The sequence below is a fragment of the Pseudomonas sp. NPDC087615 genome, assembly GCF_044743445.1.
In the GTDB taxonomy this organism is placed as follows: domain Bacteria; phylum Pseudomonadota; class Gammaproteobacteria; order Pseudomonadales; family Pseudomonadaceae; genus Aquipseudomonas; species Aquipseudomonas baetica_A.
This window is the reverse complement of the sequence record NZ_JBIUWM010000027.1, coordinates 34,784-51,853: the sequence shown is the minus strand read 5'-3', so window position 1 is coordinate 51,853 and position 17,070 is coordinate 34,784. Positions and strand designations below refer to the sequence as shown.

Below are 17,070 nucleotides of genomic sequence, written 5' to 3'. Positions count from 1 at the left end.
GGTCCGAATGATCAAAAACACCGTCTGTCATTCCAACAACAACGGTGTTTGATCAGCATAGACAATCAGGTCGCCACATCCGTTAGCCTGGAGTTCTACACATGCATCCCCGCGTCCTTGAGGTCACCGAACGGCTTATCGCCCGCAGCCGCGCCACGCGTCAGGCTTACCTTGCACTGATTCACGGCGCCGCGACTGACGGGCCGATGCGCGGCAAGCTGCAATGCGCCAACTTCGCCCACGGCGTGGCCGGGTGCGGCAGCGAAGACAAGCACAGCCTGCGGATGATGAACTCGGCGAATATCGCCATTGTTTCTTCGTACAACGACATGCTCTCGGCGCACCAGCCTTACGAAGTGTTCCCGGAACAAATCAAAAATGCCCTGCGCGAAATCGGTTCGGTCGGCCAGTTCGCCGGCGGTACTCCGGCGATGTGCGACGGCGTGACCCAAGGCGAACCGGGCATGGAATTGAGCCTGCCGAGCCGCGAAGTGATTGCCCTGTCAACGGCGGTGGCGTTGTCTCACAACATGTTCGACGGCGCGCTGATGCTTGGCATCTGCGACAAGATCGTGCCGGGCCTGATGATGGGCTCGCTGCGCTTCGGCCATCTGCCGACGATTTTCGTACCGGGCGGGCCGATGGTTTCGGGGATTTCCAACAAGGAAAAAGCCGACGTGCGCCAGAAGTACGCCGAAGGCAAGGCGACCCGCGAAGAGCTGCTGGAATCGGAAATGAAGTCCTACCACAGCCCGGGTACCTGCACCTTCTACGGCACGGCCAACACCAACCAGTTGCTGATGGAAGTCATGGGCCTGCACCTGCCGGGCGCCTCCTTCGTCAACCCGAACACGCCACTGCGTGATGCCCTGACCCGCGAGGCCGCGCATCAAGTCACGCGCCTGACCAAACAGAACGGCAACTTCATGCCGATCGGCGAAATCGTCGACGAAAAGTCACTGGTCAACTCGATCGTCGCCCTGCACGCCACCGGCGGCTCGACCAACCACACCCTGCACATGCCGGCCATCGCCATGGCGGCGGGCATTCAATTGACCTGGCAAGACATGGCCGACCTCTCCGAAGTCGTGCCAACCCTCAGCCACGTGTATCCGAACGGCAAAGCCGACATCAACCACTTTCAGGCGGCGGGCGGCATGTCGTTCCTGATCCGTGAACTGCTCGAAGCCGGGCTGCTGCACGAAGACGTCAACACCGTGCTCGGCCACGGCTTGAGCCAGTACACCAAAGAACCGTTCCTTGATAACGGCGAACTGGTCTGGCGCGAAGGCCCGATCGAAAGCCTCGACGAAAATATTCTGCGTCCCGTTGCCCGTGCCTTCTCCTCTGAGGGTGGTCTGCGGGTGATGGAAGGCAACCTCGGACGCGGCGTGATGAAGGTGTCCGCCGTGGCGTTGGAAAACCAGATCGTCGAAGCTCCGGCGATGGTGTTCCAGGATCAGCAGGATCTGGCCGACGCGTTCAAGGCCGGTTTGCTGGAGAAGGATTTTGTCGCGGTGATGCGCTTCCAGGGGCCGCGTTCCAACGGCATGCCGGAGCTGCACAAGATGACGCCGTTCCTTGGCGTGCTGCAGGATCGCGGCTTCAAAGTCGCGCTGGTGACCGACGGGCGCATGTCCGGCGCCTCGGGGAAAATCCCGGCGGCGATTCACGTCAGTCCTGAGGCTTATGTCGGTGGGGCTTTGGCGCGGGTGCAAGAGGGCGATATCATCCGCGTCGATGGCGTCAAAGGTACTTTGGAACTCAAAGTGGACGCCGAAGAATTTGCCGCGCGCGAACCCGCCAAAGGCCTGTTGGGCAACAACATCGGCAGCGGTCGCGAACTGTTTGGCTTCATGCGTATGGCCTTCAGCTCGGCGGAGCAGGGCGCCAGCGCCTTCACTTCTGCCCTGGAGACGCTTAATTGAAACTGGCTTTGGTCGGTGACATCGGAGGCACCAACGCGCGGTTCGCGTTGTGGAAAAACCAGCAACTGGCATCGATTCAAGTGCTGGCCACGGCCGACTACGCCAGCCCGGAGGAGGCGATCAGCCTGTATCTGAGCGGGCTCGGTCTGGCGCCGGGGGACATCGGTTCGGTGTGCCTGTCGGTGGCCGGCCCCGTCAGTGGCGATGAATTCAAGTTCACCAACAACCACTGGCGCCTGAGCCGCCAGGCGTTTTGCCTGACGTTGCAAGTTGAGCAGTTGTTGCTGATCAACGACTTCTCGGCGATGGCGTTGGGCATGACCCGTTTGCAGCCCGGCGAATTTCGTGTGGTGTGCGAAGGCGCGCCTGAGCCGTTGCGTCCGGCCGTGGTGATCGGCCCAGGCACAGGCCTTGGCGTCGGCACCTTGCTCGATCTCGGTGACGGTCGTTTTGCCGCGTTGCCGGGCGAGGGAGGGCACGTCGATCTGCCTCTGAGCAGTCCGCGCGAAACCCAGCTGTGGCAGCACATCCATAACGAGATCGGCCACGTCAGCGCGGAAACCGCATTGAGCGGCGGCGGTTTGCCTCGGGTGTACCGGGCGATCTGCGCGGTCGACGGGCATGAGCCAACACTCGACACGCCGGAAGCGATCACCGCTGCGGGATTGGCGGGTGACCCGATTGCCCTGCAAGTACTGGAGCAGTTCTGTTGCTGGCTCGGTCGTGTGGCCGGCAACAACGTGTTGACCACGGGCGCGCGAGGCGGGGTATTCATTGTTGGCGGCGTGATTCCACGCTTTGCCGATTTCTTTGTCGAAAGCGGTTTCGCCCGCAGCTTTGCCGACAAGGGCTGCATGAGTGATTACTTCAAGGGCATTCCGGTGTGGCTGGTGACAGCGCCGTATTCGGGGCTTGTTGGCGCCGGCGTAGCCCTCGATCAATCCATCCCGACCTGAAATGCAATCCAATTGTGGGAGCGAGCCTGCTCGCGAAAGCGGTGTGTCAGTCAACAGATGTGTTGAATGTTAAAACCGATTCGCGAGCAAGCCCGCTGCCACAGTGGTTCTGTGGTGTTTGTACGTTCGATGCTTAAGGCATAATCCGCCTCAATACCAACAACAAGGATGCCTTCGAAGTGAGCTCAGTCAACAAGTCGATTTTGTTGGTCGATGACGACCAGGAGATACGCGAGTTGCTGGACACCTACCTGACCCGCGCCGGGTTTCAGGTTCGGGCCACAGCCGATGGCGCCAGTTTTCGTCAGGCCTTGAACGAGGCACCGAGCGATCTGGTGATCCTCGATGTCATGCTGCCCGATGAGGACGGTTTCAGCCTGTGCCGCTGGGTGCGCCAGCATCCGCGTCAGGCGCAGGTGCCGATCATCATGCTCACCGCCAGTTCCGATGAGGCTGATCGAGTGATCGGTCTGGAACTCGGTGCCGACGATTACCTCGGCAAACCGTTCAGCCCTCGTGAGCTGCAAGCACGGATCAAAGCCTTGCTGCGTCGTGCGCAATTCGGTCAGGAGCGCAGCGGCAGTGAAGTGCTGGCCTTCGATGAATGGCGGCTGGACATGGTCAGTCATCGGCTGTTCCACACCGACGGCGAGGAAGTGATTCTCTCCGGCGCCGATTTCGCCTTGCTCAAACTGTTCCTCGATCACCCCCAGGAAATCCTCGACCGCGACACCATCGGCAACGCCACCCGTGGCCGTGATCTGATGCCCCTCGATCGTATCGTCGACATGGCGGTCAGCCGTTTGCGCCAACGCCTGCGCGACACGGAAAAACCGCCGCGACTGATCCGCACGGTGCGTGGCAGCGGCTACCAATTGGCAGCCAATGTGGTTGCCGGCAATGGTCACTGAGTCCCTGCGCAAGCTCGCAGCCAGAGCGCCGGTGCCGCGTTCGCTGTTGGGGCGGATGTTGTTGCTGACGCTTCTGGCGATGCTGTTCGCCCAGACCTTGTCGAGTGTGATCTGGGTGTCTCAACTGCGCGCCACACAACTGGAAGGGCTGGTCACCAGCGCGCGCAGCCTGGCGCATTCGATGACGGCCAGCGTCAGTTATTTCCGTTCGCTGCCGGTGGCGTATCGGCCGCTGGTGCTCGACCAGTTGCGCAGCATGGGCGGTACCCGTTTTGTCGTGACGCTCAACGACAAACCGCTGGGCATGGACGTGCTGCCGGTCACACCGCGTAAAGCCGCCGTGATGAAAGCGGTGGATGAAGTGCTGCGTCAGTCGTTGGGGCAGGACACCGACATTTCCGTGAGTTTCGTCAGCCCCGAGGATCTGCGGATTTTCAACGCCGGGTTGAAACTCGATGAGTTGCCGCGCTCCTGGGCGCATTACGCGCTGACGCTGGAACCGGTCAATCCGCCCGTGCTGGTCACCCAAATTCAAATGGCGCCGGGCGAGTGGCTGTACATCGCCTCCCTGCTGCCCGAGCCCTACACCAGCCTTGAAGAGCAAGGCCTGCCCTCGCAGCAAGTGTGGTTCATCGTCCTCACCAGCGGTTTTCTGCTGTTGTTCATCGGTTTGCTGGTGCATTGGCAGAGCCGGCCGCTCAAGCGCCTGGCGCGGGCCGCGCGGGAGATGTCGCTGGGCGCCGATGTCGAACCGGTGGCCGAGGGCGGCGGCAGCGAAGTGGTCGAGGTAGGCCGTGCGTTCAACGCCATGCGCGAGCGCATCAGCCGTTACCTGACCGAGCGCAGCCAGTTGTTCAGCGCGATTTCACATGACCTGCGCACACCGATCACCCGCCTGCGTTTGCGCGTCGAGTTGCTGGAAGACGAACAGTTGCAAGCCAAGTTCGGTCGCGATCTCGATGAGCTGGAGTTGCTGGTCAAAGGCGCATTGCAATGCGTGAAAGACACCGACATCCACGAGAACATCGAACCGGTGGATCTCAATCATGTGCTCGATTGTCTGGTGGAGCCGTATCTGGCACCGAACGGCAATGGCCGCGTGACCCAGAACGGACGAGCGCTGGCGGCGTATCCGGGAAAACCGTTGGCGCTCAAGCGTTGCATCGGCAACCTGATCGACAACGCGTTGAAGTACGGACAGAACGCGCATCTGCACATCGATGACGACGAGCATGCGTTTGTCCTGCACGTCGACGATGAAGGGCCGGGCGTGCCGCAGCAGCGCCTGGAGCAGGTGTTCGAGCCGCACTTTCGCTTGGCGGGGCAGCAGCAGGGTTACGGATTGGGCTTGGGGATTGCGCGCAACATCGCCCATAGCCATGGCGGTGAGGTGACGTTGCAGAATTTGCGTGAGGGTGGGTTGCGGGTGACGTTGCAATTGCCACGCAGTGCCGACTAGATAGACCGCGTTATCGTTCTTCGCGAGCAAGCCCGCACACAGGTGACTGTATTTCATCTGGAGAAACGCGGTCCCCTGTGGGAGCGGGCTTGCTAGCGAAGGCGTCGGCCCATTCAACATCAATATCCATGTCACAGGTTGGTGACAAAACCTGTCCCCTTCGTTACAAGCCCGCCCCGGCCCGTTGTTTAGACTGCCCGCCGTCATAACAACAAAAAAGGCCACCCATGGATCTCTTTCACCCAGGCTTCAGCAGTTGGCTGAACGCCCCTGCCCATCAGCAATGGCTCGCCGCCGAAGGCCTGCGCCTGCTGGATTTTGCCAAGGCGGCAAAACTGCCCGAAGGTTTTGGCAATCTCGACGAGCGCGGCCAGTTGCCTGCGAACGCGCAGGCCGAAACCATGAACACCGCACGCATGACTCACAGTTTCGCCATGGCCCATATTCAGGGCCTGCCAGGGTTCGCCGAGCTGGTCGATCACGGCATCGCGGCCCTGCGCGGGCCGTTGCGCGACGCGCTGCACGGTGGCTGGTTCGCGGTCGCCGAACACCGCGATGGCAACACGGGCAAGAACGCTTATCTGCACGCCTTCGTCGCCCTGGCGGCGAGTTCTGCGGTGGTCGCGCAGCGCCCCGGCGCGCAAGCTTTACTCGATGACGCGATCGACATCATCGACACGTATTTCTGGAGTGAAGAAGAGGGCGCCATACGCGAATGCTTCAATCGCGACTGGAGCGAAGAAGAAGCCTATCGCGGCGCCAACAGCAACATGCACGCCACCGAAGCTTTCCTCGCGCTGGCCGACGTCACGGAAGATCCGCGCTGGCTGGTGCGCGCCCAGCGCATCGTTGAACGCGTGATCCACGGCCATGCTGGCGCCAATGGCTACATGGTCATCGAGCACTTTGACCGCGACTGGCAACCGCTGCGCGAGTACAACCAAGACAATCGTGCCGACGGTTTTCGCCCTTACGGCACCACTCCAGGCCACGGTTTTGAGTGGGCGCGGCTGCTGCTGCATCTTGAGGCCGCGCGGGTGCAGGCTGGTATGCTCACACCCGGCTGGCTGGCGACCGACGCGCAGAAACTGTTCGAAAACAACTGCCGTCACGGTTGGGATGTCGATGGTGCGCCGGGCATTGTTTACACCCTCGACTGGGACAACAAAGCCGTGGTCCGCCATCGCCTGCACTGGACGCATGCCGAAGCCAGCGCCGCGGCCAGTGCCTTGCTCAAACGCACGGGCGAGGCGCAATACGAAACCTGGTATCGGCTTTTTTGGGATTTTTGTGAAAGCCATTTCATTGACCGCTGCAACGGCAGTTGGCACCACGAACTCGACTCACAGAACCGCCCAAGTGCCGATATCTGGCCGGGCAAACCCGATCTGTATCACGCTTGGCAAGCCGTACTGATCCCTCGTCTACCCTTGTCGCCGAGTATGGCGAGTGCGCTGGCGCAGTTGTCCCAGAGCGCTGCTATGTAATCAGTCATGTAACCATGTCGTGACATTCGCGCGTCCCTTCGTTACCTGCGAAGCGAAACGTCCTGTTTAAACTCCTGTGCAGCGCAAGCACCAGACTTGCAACGCATAACAACAAGAAAGGTACATCTCAGATGAATGCGATTTCTCGCCTCGCTACTGTCATTTCTGTCGCCTCCCTGTTCCCGCTCGCAATTCTGCCCCTCAGTGTGTCCGCTGCCGAATCCAAAGGTTCGGTGGAAGTCGTGCATTGGTGGACGTCCGGTGGTGAAAAAGCCGCTGTTGATGTGCTCAAGGCCCAAGTCGAAAAAGACGGTTTCACCTGGAAAGACGGCGCTGTCGCCGGTGGTGGCGGTGCGACTGCCATGACCGTACTGAAAAGCCGTGCTGTCGCTGGCAACCCTCCAGGCGTTGCCCAGATCAAAGGCCCGGACATCCAGGAATGGGCGTCGACCGGTCTGCTCGACACTGACGTGCTCAAAGACGTCGCCAAAGAAGAGAAGTGGGACAGCCTGCTCGACAAGAAAGTCTCCGATACCGTGAAGTACGACGGTGATTACGTGGCCGTTCCGGTGAACATTCACCGCGTCAACTGGCTGTGGATCAACCCGCAAGTCTTCAAGAAAGCCGGTATCACCAAGAACCCGACCACCCTCGAAGAATTCTACGCTGCCGGTGACAAGCTCAAGGCAGCCGGTTTCATTGCGCTGGCCCACGGCGGTCAGCCTTGGCAGGACAGCACCGTGTTCGAAGCCGTTGTGCTCTCGGTCATGGGTGTTGATGGTTACAAAAAAGCCCTGGTCGATCTGGACAACGCAGCGCTGACCGGCCCGGAAATGGTCAAGGCCCTGACCGAACTGAAGAAAGTCGCGACTTACATGGACGTCGACGGCAAAGGTCAGGACTGGAACCTGGAAGCGGCCAAGGTCATCAACGGCAAGGCCGGCATGCAGATCATGGGTGACTGGGCCAAGTCCGAGTGGACCGCGGCCAAGAAAGTCGCTGGCAAGGATTACGAGTGCGTAGCCTTCCCGGGCACCGACAAAGCGTTCACCTACAACATCGACTCCCTGGCGGTGTTCAAGCAGAAAGACAAAGGTACTGCTGCCGGTCAGCAGGACATCGCCCGAGTCGTGCTGGGTGAAAACTTCCAGAAAGTCTTCAGCATCAACAAAGGCTCGATCCCGGTACGTAACGACATGTTGAACAACATGGAGAAACTCGGTTTCGACTCCTGCGCACAAACTGCAGCGAAGGACTTCCTGGCAGACGCCAAGTCCGGCGGCTTGCAGCCGAGCATGGCGCACAACATGGCGACCACGCTGGCGGTGCAGGGTGCGTTCTTTGATGTCGTGACCAACTTCATCAACGACCCGAAAGCCGATCCAGCCGATACCGCCAAGAAACTCGGCGCAGCGATCAAGTCGGCTAAATAAGCGTCGTTAGCACAGGCCCCTCCTGTGGGAGCGGGCTTGCTTGCGAAGGCGTCGTGTCTGTTGCTCCATCCGTCGACTGACACACCGCCTTCGCGAGCAAGCCCGCTCCCACAAGGGATCTCACTGTAGTTTTTATTCCCTGTACTGGATTTCCCCATGAGTTCTGTTGCTGTGTTCAGCAAAGCCTCGCCGTTCGATGCATTGCAACGCTGGCTACCCAAACTGGTGCTGGCGCCGAGCATGTTCATCGTGCTGGTGGGCTTCTATGGCTACATCCTGTGGACGTTCGTGCTGTCGTTCACTACCTCGACGTTCCTGCCCAACTACAAGTGGGCCGGTCTGGCGCAATACGCGCGGTTGTTCGAGAACGACCGTTGGTGGGTGGCGAGCAAGAACCTCGCGGTGTTCGGTGGCATGTTCATCGGCATCACGCTGGTGATCGGCGTGCTGCTGGCGGTGTTCCTCGACCAGCGTATTCGCCGCGAAGGTTTCATTCGCACTATTTACCTGTACCCGATGGCGCTCTCGATGATCGTCACCGGTACCGCTTGGAAATGGCTGCTCAACCCGGGCATGGGCCTGGACAAATTGTTGCGTGACTGGGGCTGGGAAGGCTTCCGTCTCGACTGGCTGATCGACCCGCATCGCGTGGTGTATTGCTTGGTGATTGCGGCGGTCTGGCAGGCCTCGGGCTTCATCATGGCGATGTTCCTCGCCGGCCTGCGTGGCGTTGATCAATCGATCATTCGTGCTGCACAGATCGACGGCGCGAGCATGCCGACCATCTACTGGAAAGTGGTGCTGCCAAGCCTGCGTCCGGTGTTCTTCAGTGCGGTGATGATTCTGGCGCACATCGCGATCAAGAGCTTCGACCTGGTTGCAGCGATGACGGCCGGTGGCCCGGGTTATTCCTCCGACCTGCCGGCGATGTTCATGTACTCGTTCACTTTCAGTCGCGGCCAGATGGGCATGGGTTCGGCCAGTGCGATTCTGATGCTCGGTGCGATTCTGGCGATCATCGTGCCTTACCTGTACTCCGAGCTGAGGACCAAGCGTAATGACTAGTCTCGCTGCCAAACCTGCGATCAGCCTGAGCCGCATCGCGATCTACGCGGTGCTGATCCTCGCCGTGTTCCTTTACCTGATTCCGCTGGTGGTCATGCTGTTGACCAGTTTCAAGACCCCGGAAGACATCAGCACCGGCAACTTGCTGAGCTGGCCGACCGTGGTCAGCGGTATCGGCTGGGTCAAGGCTTGGGCCACGGTTGATGGTTACTTCTGGAACTCGATCAAGATCACTGTTCCGGCCGTGATCATCTCTACCGCTATCGGTGCGTTGAACGGTTATGTGCTGTCGATGTGGCGCTTTCGCGGTTCGCAGTTGTTTTTCGGTCTGCTGTTGTTCGGCTGCTTCCTGCCGTTCCAGACCGTGCTGCTGCCGGCCTCGTTCACCCTCGGCAAGATGGGCCTGGCGAGCACCACCACCGGGCTGGTGTTCATCCACGTCGTTTACGGGCTGGCGTTCACCACGCTGTTCTTCCGTAACTACTACGTGAGCATTCCCGACGCGCTGGTCAAAGCTGCACGCCTTGATGGCGCAGGCTTCTTCACCATTTTTCGGCGGATCATTCTGCCGATGTCGACGCCGATCATCATGGTTTGCCTGATCTGGCAGTTCACGCAGATCTGGAACGACTTCCTGTTCGGTGTGGTGTTCTCCAGCGGTGATTCGCAACCGATCACGGTGGCGCTCAACAACCTGGTCAACACCAGCACCGGGGCCAAGGAATACAACGTGGACATGGCAGCGGCGATGATCGCCGGCCTGCCGACCCTGCTGGTCTATGTGGTCGCAGGCAAGTATTTCGTGCGCGGGCTGACGGCCGGCGCAGTCAAGGGGTAATCATGGCAACGCTCGAACTTCGCAATGTAAACAAGACCTACGGCGCCGGTTTGCCGGACACCCTGAAGAACATCGAACTGTCGATCAAGGACGGTGAGTTCCTGATCCTGGTCGGCCCGTCGGGCTGCGGCAAGTCGACCCTGATGAACTGCATCGCCGGCCTGGAAACCATCACCGGCGGCGCGATCATGATTGGCGACCAAGACGTCAGCGGCATGAGCCCCAAGGATCGCGACATCGCCATGGTGTTCCAGTCCTACGCGCTGTACCCGACCATGAGCGTGCGCGAGAACATCGAGTTCGGTCTGAAGATCCGCAAGATGGCGCAGTCGGCGATCGATGAAGAAGTCGCTCGCGTGGCCAAGCTGTTGCAGATCGAACACTTGCTCAACCGCAAGCCCGGTCAGCTTTCCGGTGGTCAGCAACAGCGCGTGGCGATGGGCCGTGCCCTGGCGCGGCGGCCGAAGATCTACCTGTTTGACGAACCGCTGTCCAACCTCGACGCCAAGCTGCGCGTCGAGATGCGCACCGAAATGAAACTGATGCACCAGCGCCTGAAAACCACCACGGTCTACGTGACCCATGATCAGATCGAAGCGATGACGCTGGGCGACAAAGTGGCGGTGATGAAGGACGGCATCATCCAGCAGTTCGGTACGCCTAAAGAGATCTACAACGACCCGGCCAACCTGTTCGTGGCGAGCTTCATCGGTTCGCCGCCAATGAACTTCATCCCGCTGCGTCTGCAACGCAAGGACGGTCGTCTGCTGGCACTGCTCGACAGTGGCCAGGCGCGTTGCGAATTGCCGATGGGCATGCAGGACGCCGGTCTTGAAGATCGCGAAGTGATTCTCGGCCTGCGTCCGGAGCAGATTGTTCTGGCGAACGACGAGGGCAATGGCCTGCCGAGCATTCGCGCCGAAGTGCAGGTTACCGAGCCGACCGGTCCGGACACGCTGGTATTCGTCAACCTGAACGACACCAAGGTCTGCTGCCGTCTGGCACCGGACGTGGCGCCGCAGGTGGGCGAGAACCTGACGCTGCAATTCGATCCGTCGAAAGTGCTGCTGTTCGATGCCAAGACTGGCGAGCGGTTGGGTGTTGCCGGTCAGGCGCAGGCCGAAGCGCGGTCTGCCAACGTGGCTCAGTTCAAAGGCCGCTGAAGAGCAAAATGTGGGAGCACGCGGTGGATTGCCTGTAATCCATCGCAAATTATGTAAACCGCGTTAGATAAAAACAGTTAATAACAATAAAGACGAGGATGTAGGGATGAAAAAGAAACACGTCAATGCCCGGTTGATCTGCCAAGTGTCAGCAGCGGCAGCATTGGTGCTGGCCGGTAATGCAATGGCCGCCGATGCGTTCAGCTCCGATTCCAAATGGATGACGGGCGACTGGGGGGGTGAGCGGACCAAGCTGATCGAGCAGGGTATCGACATCAAGGCCGATTATGTTGGGGAAGTCGGTGGCAACCTGCACGGTGGCTACAACGACGACAAGACCGGCCGCTACAGCGACCAGTTCGGTTTGGGCGTGGCACTGGATCTGCAAAAACTGTGGGGCTGGGACAACACTCAGGCCAAGATTCAACTGACCAACCGTAACGGTCAAAATATCTCCAACGACCGCGTGGGCGACCCGCGTGCCGGCACCTTGAGCTCGTCTCAAGAAGTTTACGGCCGTGGCCACATGGTGCGTCTGACCCAGTTGTGGATTCAGCACCAGTTCTTCGACAACAAGCTCGACGTCAAGGCCGGTTACTTCGGTGAAGGCGAAGACTTCAACACCTTCCCGTGCGAGTTCCAGAACTTGGCGTTCTGCGGCTCCCAGGTGGGTAACTGGGCGACCAACATCTGGTACAACTGGCCCGTCAGCCAGGCCGCGATCCGCGTGAAGTACAACATCAACGACGAGCTCTACGCGCAGATCGGTGCGTACAACCAGAACCCGTCGCAACTGGAACACGGCAACGGCTTCAAGCTCAGCGGCAGCGGCACCAAAGGTACTGTTTTGCCGGTCGAACTGGTCTGGTCGCCTAAGGTCAACAGCTTGCCAGGCGAATACCGCGTCGGTTACTACAAGAGCACCGCTGATGCCAGCGATGTCCGTGAAGACATCAACGGCAACGACGCTGCAACCACCGGTAACGCCTACCGCACCCACAGCAGCAAGCACGGCTACTGGTTCGTGGCGCAACAGCAACTCACCAGCCACAACGGTGACGCGACCCGCGGTCTGAACATCGCCGCCAACGCCACGTTCCACGACAAGGACACCAACTTCATCGACAACTATCAGTCGGTGATGTTTGTCTACAAAGGCCCGTTCGACGCGCGTCCAAAAGATGACATCGGTATTGGCGCGGCGCGTATTCACGTCAACGATGACGTGAAGAAAAACGCCGAACTGCTCAATGCATCCAATGGTGTTTCGGACTACGACAACCCGGTGTTCTCGCCGATTCGTGAAACCGAATACAACTACGAGATCAACTACGGCTTCCACGTCACTAACTGGCTGACCGTACGTCCTAACCTGCAATACATCACTCATCCAGGTGGCGTGGACGCAGTGGACAACGCTTTGGTCGCCGGTCTGAAAATTCAGTCGGTGTTCTAACGCGTCTGCGATAAGCTCCTCTCTATGTGCGCATATTTGCGGACAGCCAAGGCTGTCCGCTTTTTTTTGGGGCCAGGCGCCGCCCTGTGAAAGACGAGTTCAGGATCGTGGCCAATGCATGAGCATCCGCTACAACGCTTCTTCAAGTCCCTGCGCGAACAACCGGTGTTTGCCTGGGAGCGCTATCAGATGCGCGACGTATTGGTGATCGATCATCCGCTGTGTCAGGCGGTGTTCAGTCGTCAGGGCGCGCAGTTGCTGCATTTTCAGCCGCGCGGGCAAAAGCCGTGGTTGTGGTGTGCGGCGAAGTGGCCGCATGTCGGTGCCATCCGTGGTGGCGTGCCGGTGTGTTGGCCGTGGTATGGCCGCCACCCGAGCGAAAACGCGTGGCCGTCCCATGGCTGGGCGCGGCTGCTCGACTGGAAATTGCTCGACAGCAGCAGCGCCGAGGATGGCGTGCGCTTGCACTGGCAATTGCAACTGTGCGATTGGCAGGTCGATCTGCACGCGCACTTGGGTGAACGCATGGAATTGCGTCTGAGCACCGAGCATCAGGACGACATGCCGTGTCAGTTGAGCCAGGCGTTGCACGCTTACTGGCGTATTGGTGATGTCGGTGAGATAGCGCTGTCCGGCCTCGAAGGCGCGCAGGGTTATGACCAGTTGAACCGCCAGGTTTGTCAGCAAGAAGGCGAGTTGCGCGTCGATGGTGGCTGTCAGCGGGTGTTCCAGCACGACGGCGAATTACAGCTCAAGGATCACGCCTGGCAGCGCGAGTTGTGCATTGACACCGGTGACACGGCGGACACGGTGGTCTGGCATCCGGGTTCGCGGCCGCTGTTGGGCGTGAGTTGGGATGAGATCTCGGAGTTTGTTTGTGTTGAAGCGGCGACGGGCGGGACGGACAGCCTGCATCTGGCGCCGGGGGTTAAGGCGCATTTGAGTTTGCAGGCGTGGGCGGCGGCCTGAATTTGTGGTGAGTCGCCTGACGCTTTCGCGAGCAAGCCCGCTCCTACATTGGATCTTCAATGAACACAGGATTTGTGTTCAAAACAGATCCCCTATGGGAGCGGGCTTGCTCGCGAAGAGGCCGGATCAATCAGCCGAGATTTTGGATCAGTTGAACTCGTCACCCACCGGATACCGGCTCGCATTCAAGCTCTCTTTGATCTTGCGCAGATGCGGCTGGAAATCCACCCCGCGACGCAAGGTCATCCCCGTCGCCAGCACATCCAGCACGGTCAACTGAATGATCCGCGAGGTCATCGGCATATAAATGTCGGTGTCTTCCGGCAGCGGAATGTTCAGGCTCAGCGTACTGGCCTTGGCCAGCGGCGAATTCTCCGCCGTCAGCCCCAGCACCGAAGCACCGTTCTCCCGCGCAATGCGTGCCACTTCCACCAGTTCACGGGTGCGGCCGGTGTAGGAAATGATCACAAACAGCTCGCCTGTGTGCGCCACCGAAGCAATCATCCGCTGCATCAGCACATCGGCATGCGCGGTGACGGCCAGGTTGAAACGGAAGAACTTGTGCTGCGCATCCAGGGCCACTGGTGCAGACGCGCCGAGGCCGAAGAAGTGGATCTGCCGCGCTTGAATCAACAGGTCGACGGCGCGGCTGATCAGGTTCGGGTCCAGTGCCTGGCAAGCGCTGTCCAGTGACGCGATGGCGCTGCCGAAAATCTTCTGCGTATAGGCTTCGGGATTGTCATCGGCTTCCACCGCACGGCTGACATACGCCGCGCCACTGGCCAGGCTCTGGGCCAGTTGCAGCTTCAATTCGGGGTAGCCGCTGACGCCGAACGAACGGCAGAAACGGTTGACCGTCGGCTCGCTCACCGACGCTGCCTGGGCGAGGGCGGCGATGCTGAAGCGGGTGGCCTGCTGCGGGTTGAGCAGGATCACCTCGGCGACTTTGCGTTCGGCCTTGTTCAGGTCTTCAAGGCGACTCTGGATTTGTTCCAGTAAATTTCGCACGCGGTCCATATGGAATTCCTAATTCACCTGCGCAAAGGTGCGCCGGGCTATGCAAATTGGGCCTTTGATATGGCCCGTAACGGTGGCCTATCCTACTGATGGCTCCGACCGACCACCACTCGGAATCTGTATTCTGTGAAAATGTTGTGGTTATTACTACATTTTCCCTTGAGTGATGCCTTGAAAAAAGGTATTTGTAGCTTAACTTGATAAAAGAACAAACATCATGCCTTCGATTACGGTTGAACCGTGCACCTTTGCCTTGTTCGGCGCTCTTGGCGATCTGGCCCTGCGCAAGCTGTTTCCTGCCCTTTATCACCTCGATGGCGCCGACCTGTTGCATGAGGACACGCGCATTATCGCGCTGGCCCGTGAAGCCGGCTCCGAGCAGCAGCACATGGCGTTCATCGCCGATGAACTGCGCCGCTACGTCGGCAAAGAGTTGGACGAAGCCGTCGCCGAGCGCTTTCTGGCGCGCCTGACCTACCTGCACGTCGACTTTCTTAAGGCTGAAGATTATGTAGCGCTGGCCGAACTGGCGGGCAGCACGCAGCGCATGATTGCCTATTTCGCCACGCCGGCGGCGGTGTACGGCGCGATCTGCGAGAACCTGGCGAAAGTCGGTCTGGCGCAAAACACCCGCGTGGTGCTGGAAAAGCCGATTGGCTCCGATCTCGAATCCTCGCGCAAAGTGAACGATGCCGTGGCGCAGTTCTTCCCGGAGAATCGCACCTACCGCATCGACCATTACCTGGGCAAAGAGACCGTTCAAAACCTGATCGCCCTGCGTTTCGCCAACAGCCTGTTCGAAACCCAGTGGAACCAGAACTACATTTCCCATGTGGAAATCACCGTGGCCGAGAAGGTCGGCATCGAAGGCCGTTGGGGTTACTTCGACAAGGCCGGCCAACTGCGCGACATGATCCAGAATCACCTGTTGCAGTTGCTCTGCCTGATCGCCATGGATCCGCCGGCCGACCTGTCCGCCGATAGCATCCGTGACGAAAAAGTAAAAGTGCTCAAGGCGCTCGCGCCGATCAGCCCGGAAGGCCTGACCACTCAAGTGGTACGCGGCCAGTACATCGCCGGTCACAGCGAAGGCAAGTCCGTACCGGGCTACCTCGAAGAACCGAATTCCAACACCCAGAGCGACACCGAAACCTTCGTCGCCCTGCGTGCCGACATCCGCAACTGGCGCTGGGCCGGCGTGCCGTTCTACCTGCGAACCGGCAAGCGCATGCCGCAAAAGCTGTCGCAGATCGTCATCCATTTCAAAGAACCCTCGCACTACATCTTCGCCCCCGAGCAGCGCCTGCAGATCAGCAACAAACTGATCATCCGCCTGCAGCCGGACGAAGGTATTTCCTTGCGCGTGATGACCAAAGAGCAGGGCCTGGACAAAGGCATGCAATTGCGCAGCGGTCCGCTGCAACTGAATTTCTCCGACACCTGGCGTAGCGCGCGGATCCCCGATGCCTACGAGCGGTTGTTGCTGGAAGTGATGAACGGCAATCAGAACCTGTTTGTCCGTAAAGATGAAATCGAAGCCGCGTGGAAGTGGTGTGACCAGTTGATCGCCGGGTGGAAAAAATCCGGTGACGCGCCCAAGCCGTACGCGGCCGGGTCGTGGGGGCCGATGAGCTCCATTGCATTGATCACGCGGGATGGGAGGTCGTGGTATGGCGATATCTGATGTGAAACTGCCCGCAGGCGTAAATGCCCACGAATTCAAGAGCCCGGTGCTGTTGGCCGAAGGTCTGGCGCTGAACGTGGCCAAGCAACTGAGCGATGCCATCGCTGCACGCGGCAACGCGGTGCTGGTGGTGTCTGGCGGTCGCAGTCCGGTGGCGTTTTTCCAGCACCTGGCCAAGCAGGAACTGGACTGGTCGAAGGTCGTCGTGACCCTCGCCGACGAACGCTGGGTGCCGGTCGAACACGCCGACAGCAATGCCGGTCTGCTCAAGCAGTACCTGCTCAAAGGCCCCGCCGCCAAGGCGCAATTTCTGAGCCTTTACAGCGCTGCGGCGAATGTCGAGCAAGCTGCCGAACAGGCTGACCGTTTGCTCGCCGAGTTGCCGCCGATTGACGTGTTGGTGCTGGGCATGGGCGACGATGGTCACACCGCGTCGCTGTTCCCCGATAGCCCGAACCTCACTGAGGCGTTGCAGGTCGATGGCACCCGCCGTTGCTGGCCGATGCTGGCGCCAACCGTGCCGCATCAGCGTCTGAGCATGAGCCGGGCGTTGCTGGCGTCGGCGAAGCACAAGATTCTGTCGATTTCCGGTCAATCGAAACTGACCACCCTGAATGCCGCGCTGGCATCCGACGATGTCGCTGCCATGCCGGTTCGCGCGTTTCTGCAACCCACGTTAGAGATTTACTGGTGCCCATGAGCCA

Annotated in this window: 14 protein-coding genes; 13 read left to right on the top strand and 1 reads right to left on the bottom strand. The window is 59.8% G+C overall.

The features are described 5' to 3' along the window. Positions 1 to 101 precede the first annotated feature (101 nt). The 11 genes from edd to ACIOU6_RS15235 all read left to right on the top strand — a co-directional run bounded on the left by edd (position 102) and on the right by ACIOU6_RS15235 (position 13,665). Positions 102 to 1,928, top strand: coding sequence for a phosphogluconate dehydratase (gene edd / locus ACIOU6_RS15285; RefSeq protein ID WP_401137543.1), 1,827 nt, complete (start codon positions 102 to 104; stop codon positions 1,926 to 1,928). After that, positions 1,925 to 2,884 carry a glucokinase gene (locus ACIOU6_RS15280; protein WP_401137540.1) on the top strand — a complete coding sequence of 320 codons (960 nt, stop codon included), beginning with the start codon at positions 1,925 to 1,927 and terminating at the stop codon, positions 2,882 to 2,884. Before edd ends, ACIOU6_RS15280 begins: the two co-directional genes overlap by 4 nt. A 179-nt stretch (positions 2,885 to 3,063) precedes the next feature. Beyond that, positions 3,064 to 3,795, top strand: a complete 732-nt coding sequence (locus ACIOU6_RS15275) for a response regulator (RefSeq protein WP_221730715.1) — start codon at positions 3,064 to 3,066, stop codon at positions 3,793 to 3,795. Beyond that, positions 3,785 to 5,254, top strand: coding sequence for an ATP-binding protein (locus ACIOU6_RS15270; protein ID WP_221730716.1), 1,470 nt, complete (start codon positions 3,785 to 3,787; stop codon positions 5,252 to 5,254). The genes ACIOU6_RS15275 and ACIOU6_RS15270 overlap by 11 nt, the downstream gene beginning before the upstream one ends. Before the next feature lie 227 nt (positions 5,255 to 5,481). Next, positions 5,482 to 6,741, top strand: coding sequence for an AGE family epimerase/isomerase (locus ACIOU6_RS15265; RefSeq protein ID WP_401137537.1), 1,260 nt, complete (start codon positions 5,482 to 5,484; stop codon positions 6,739 to 6,741). A gap of 131 nt (positions 6,742 to 6,872) precedes the next feature. Next, the gene (locus ACIOU6_RS15260) at positions 6,873 to 8,174 is read left to right on the top strand and encodes an ABC transporter substrate-binding protein (RefSeq protein WP_221730718.1); all 1,302 of its coding nucleotides are present in this window, start codon (positions 6,873 to 6,875) and stop codon (positions 8,172 to 8,174) included. A 156-nt stretch (positions 8,175 to 8,330) separates the two neighbouring features. Then, positions 8,331 to 9,239 carry a carbohydrate ABC transporter permease gene (locus ACIOU6_RS15255; RefSeq protein ID WP_221730719.1) on the top strand — a complete coding sequence of 303 codons (909 nt, stop codon included), beginning with the start codon at positions 8,331 to 8,333 and terminating at the stop codon, positions 9,237 to 9,239. After that, the gene (locus ACIOU6_RS15250) at positions 9,232 to 10,077 is read left to right on the top strand and encodes a carbohydrate ABC transporter permease (RefSeq protein WP_221730720.1); all 846 of its coding nucleotides are present in this window, start codon (positions 9,232 to 9,234) and stop codon (positions 10,075 to 10,077) included. Before ACIOU6_RS15255 ends, ACIOU6_RS15250 begins: the two co-directional genes overlap by 8 nt. Positions 10,078 to 10,079: 2 nt before the next feature. Continuing rightward, on the top strand, positions 10,080 to 11,240 hold the full coding sequence (locus tag ACIOU6_RS15245) for an ABC transporter ATP-binding protein (protein ID WP_221730721.1): 1,161 nt from the start codon (positions 10,080 to 10,082) through the stop codon (positions 11,238 to 11,240). 106 nt (positions 11,241 to 11,346) lie between these two features. Continuing rightward, complete coding sequence (locus ACIOU6_RS15240; protein ID WP_221730722.1) at positions 11,347 to 12,696, top strand: carbohydrate porin; 1,350 nt, start codon at positions 11,347 to 11,349, stop codon at positions 12,694 to 12,696. 114 nt (positions 12,697 to 12,810) lie between these two features. Then, positions 12,811 to 13,665: a D-hexose-6-phosphate mutarotase gene (locus ACIOU6_RS15235; RefSeq protein WP_221730723.1), complete on the top strand. Its 855-nt coding sequence runs from the start codon at positions 12,811 to 12,813 to the stop codon at positions 13,663 to 13,665. Positions 13,666 to 13,812: 147 nt separating this feature from the next. Here the strand turns inward: ACIOU6_RS15235 and ACIOU6_RS15230 are convergent, their stop codons facing one another. Beyond that, on the bottom strand, positions 13,813 to 14,673 hold the full coding sequence (locus tag ACIOU6_RS15230) for a MurR/RpiR family transcriptional regulator (protein ID WP_171057240.1): 861 nt from the start codon (positions 14,671 to 14,673) through the stop codon (positions 13,813 to 13,815). A gap of 226 nt (positions 14,674 to 14,899) precedes the next feature. Here ACIOU6_RS15230 and zwf point away from each other — a divergent pair, with 226 nt between their 5' ends. Next, positions 14,900 to 16,366, top strand: coding sequence for a glucose-6-phosphate dehydrogenase (zwf, locus tag ACIOU6_RS15225; protein WP_221730724.1), 1,467 nt, complete (start codon positions 14,900 to 14,902; stop codon positions 16,364 to 16,366). Beyond that, a complete protein-coding gene (gene pgl, locus ACIOU6_RS15220) occupies positions 16,353 to 17,066 on the top strand; it encodes a 6-phosphogluconolactonase (protein WP_401137531.1) in 714 nt (237 codons plus the stop codon). The genes zwf and pgl overlap by 14 nt, the downstream gene beginning before the upstream one ends. Positions 17,067 to 17,070: the final 4 nt, after the last annotated feature.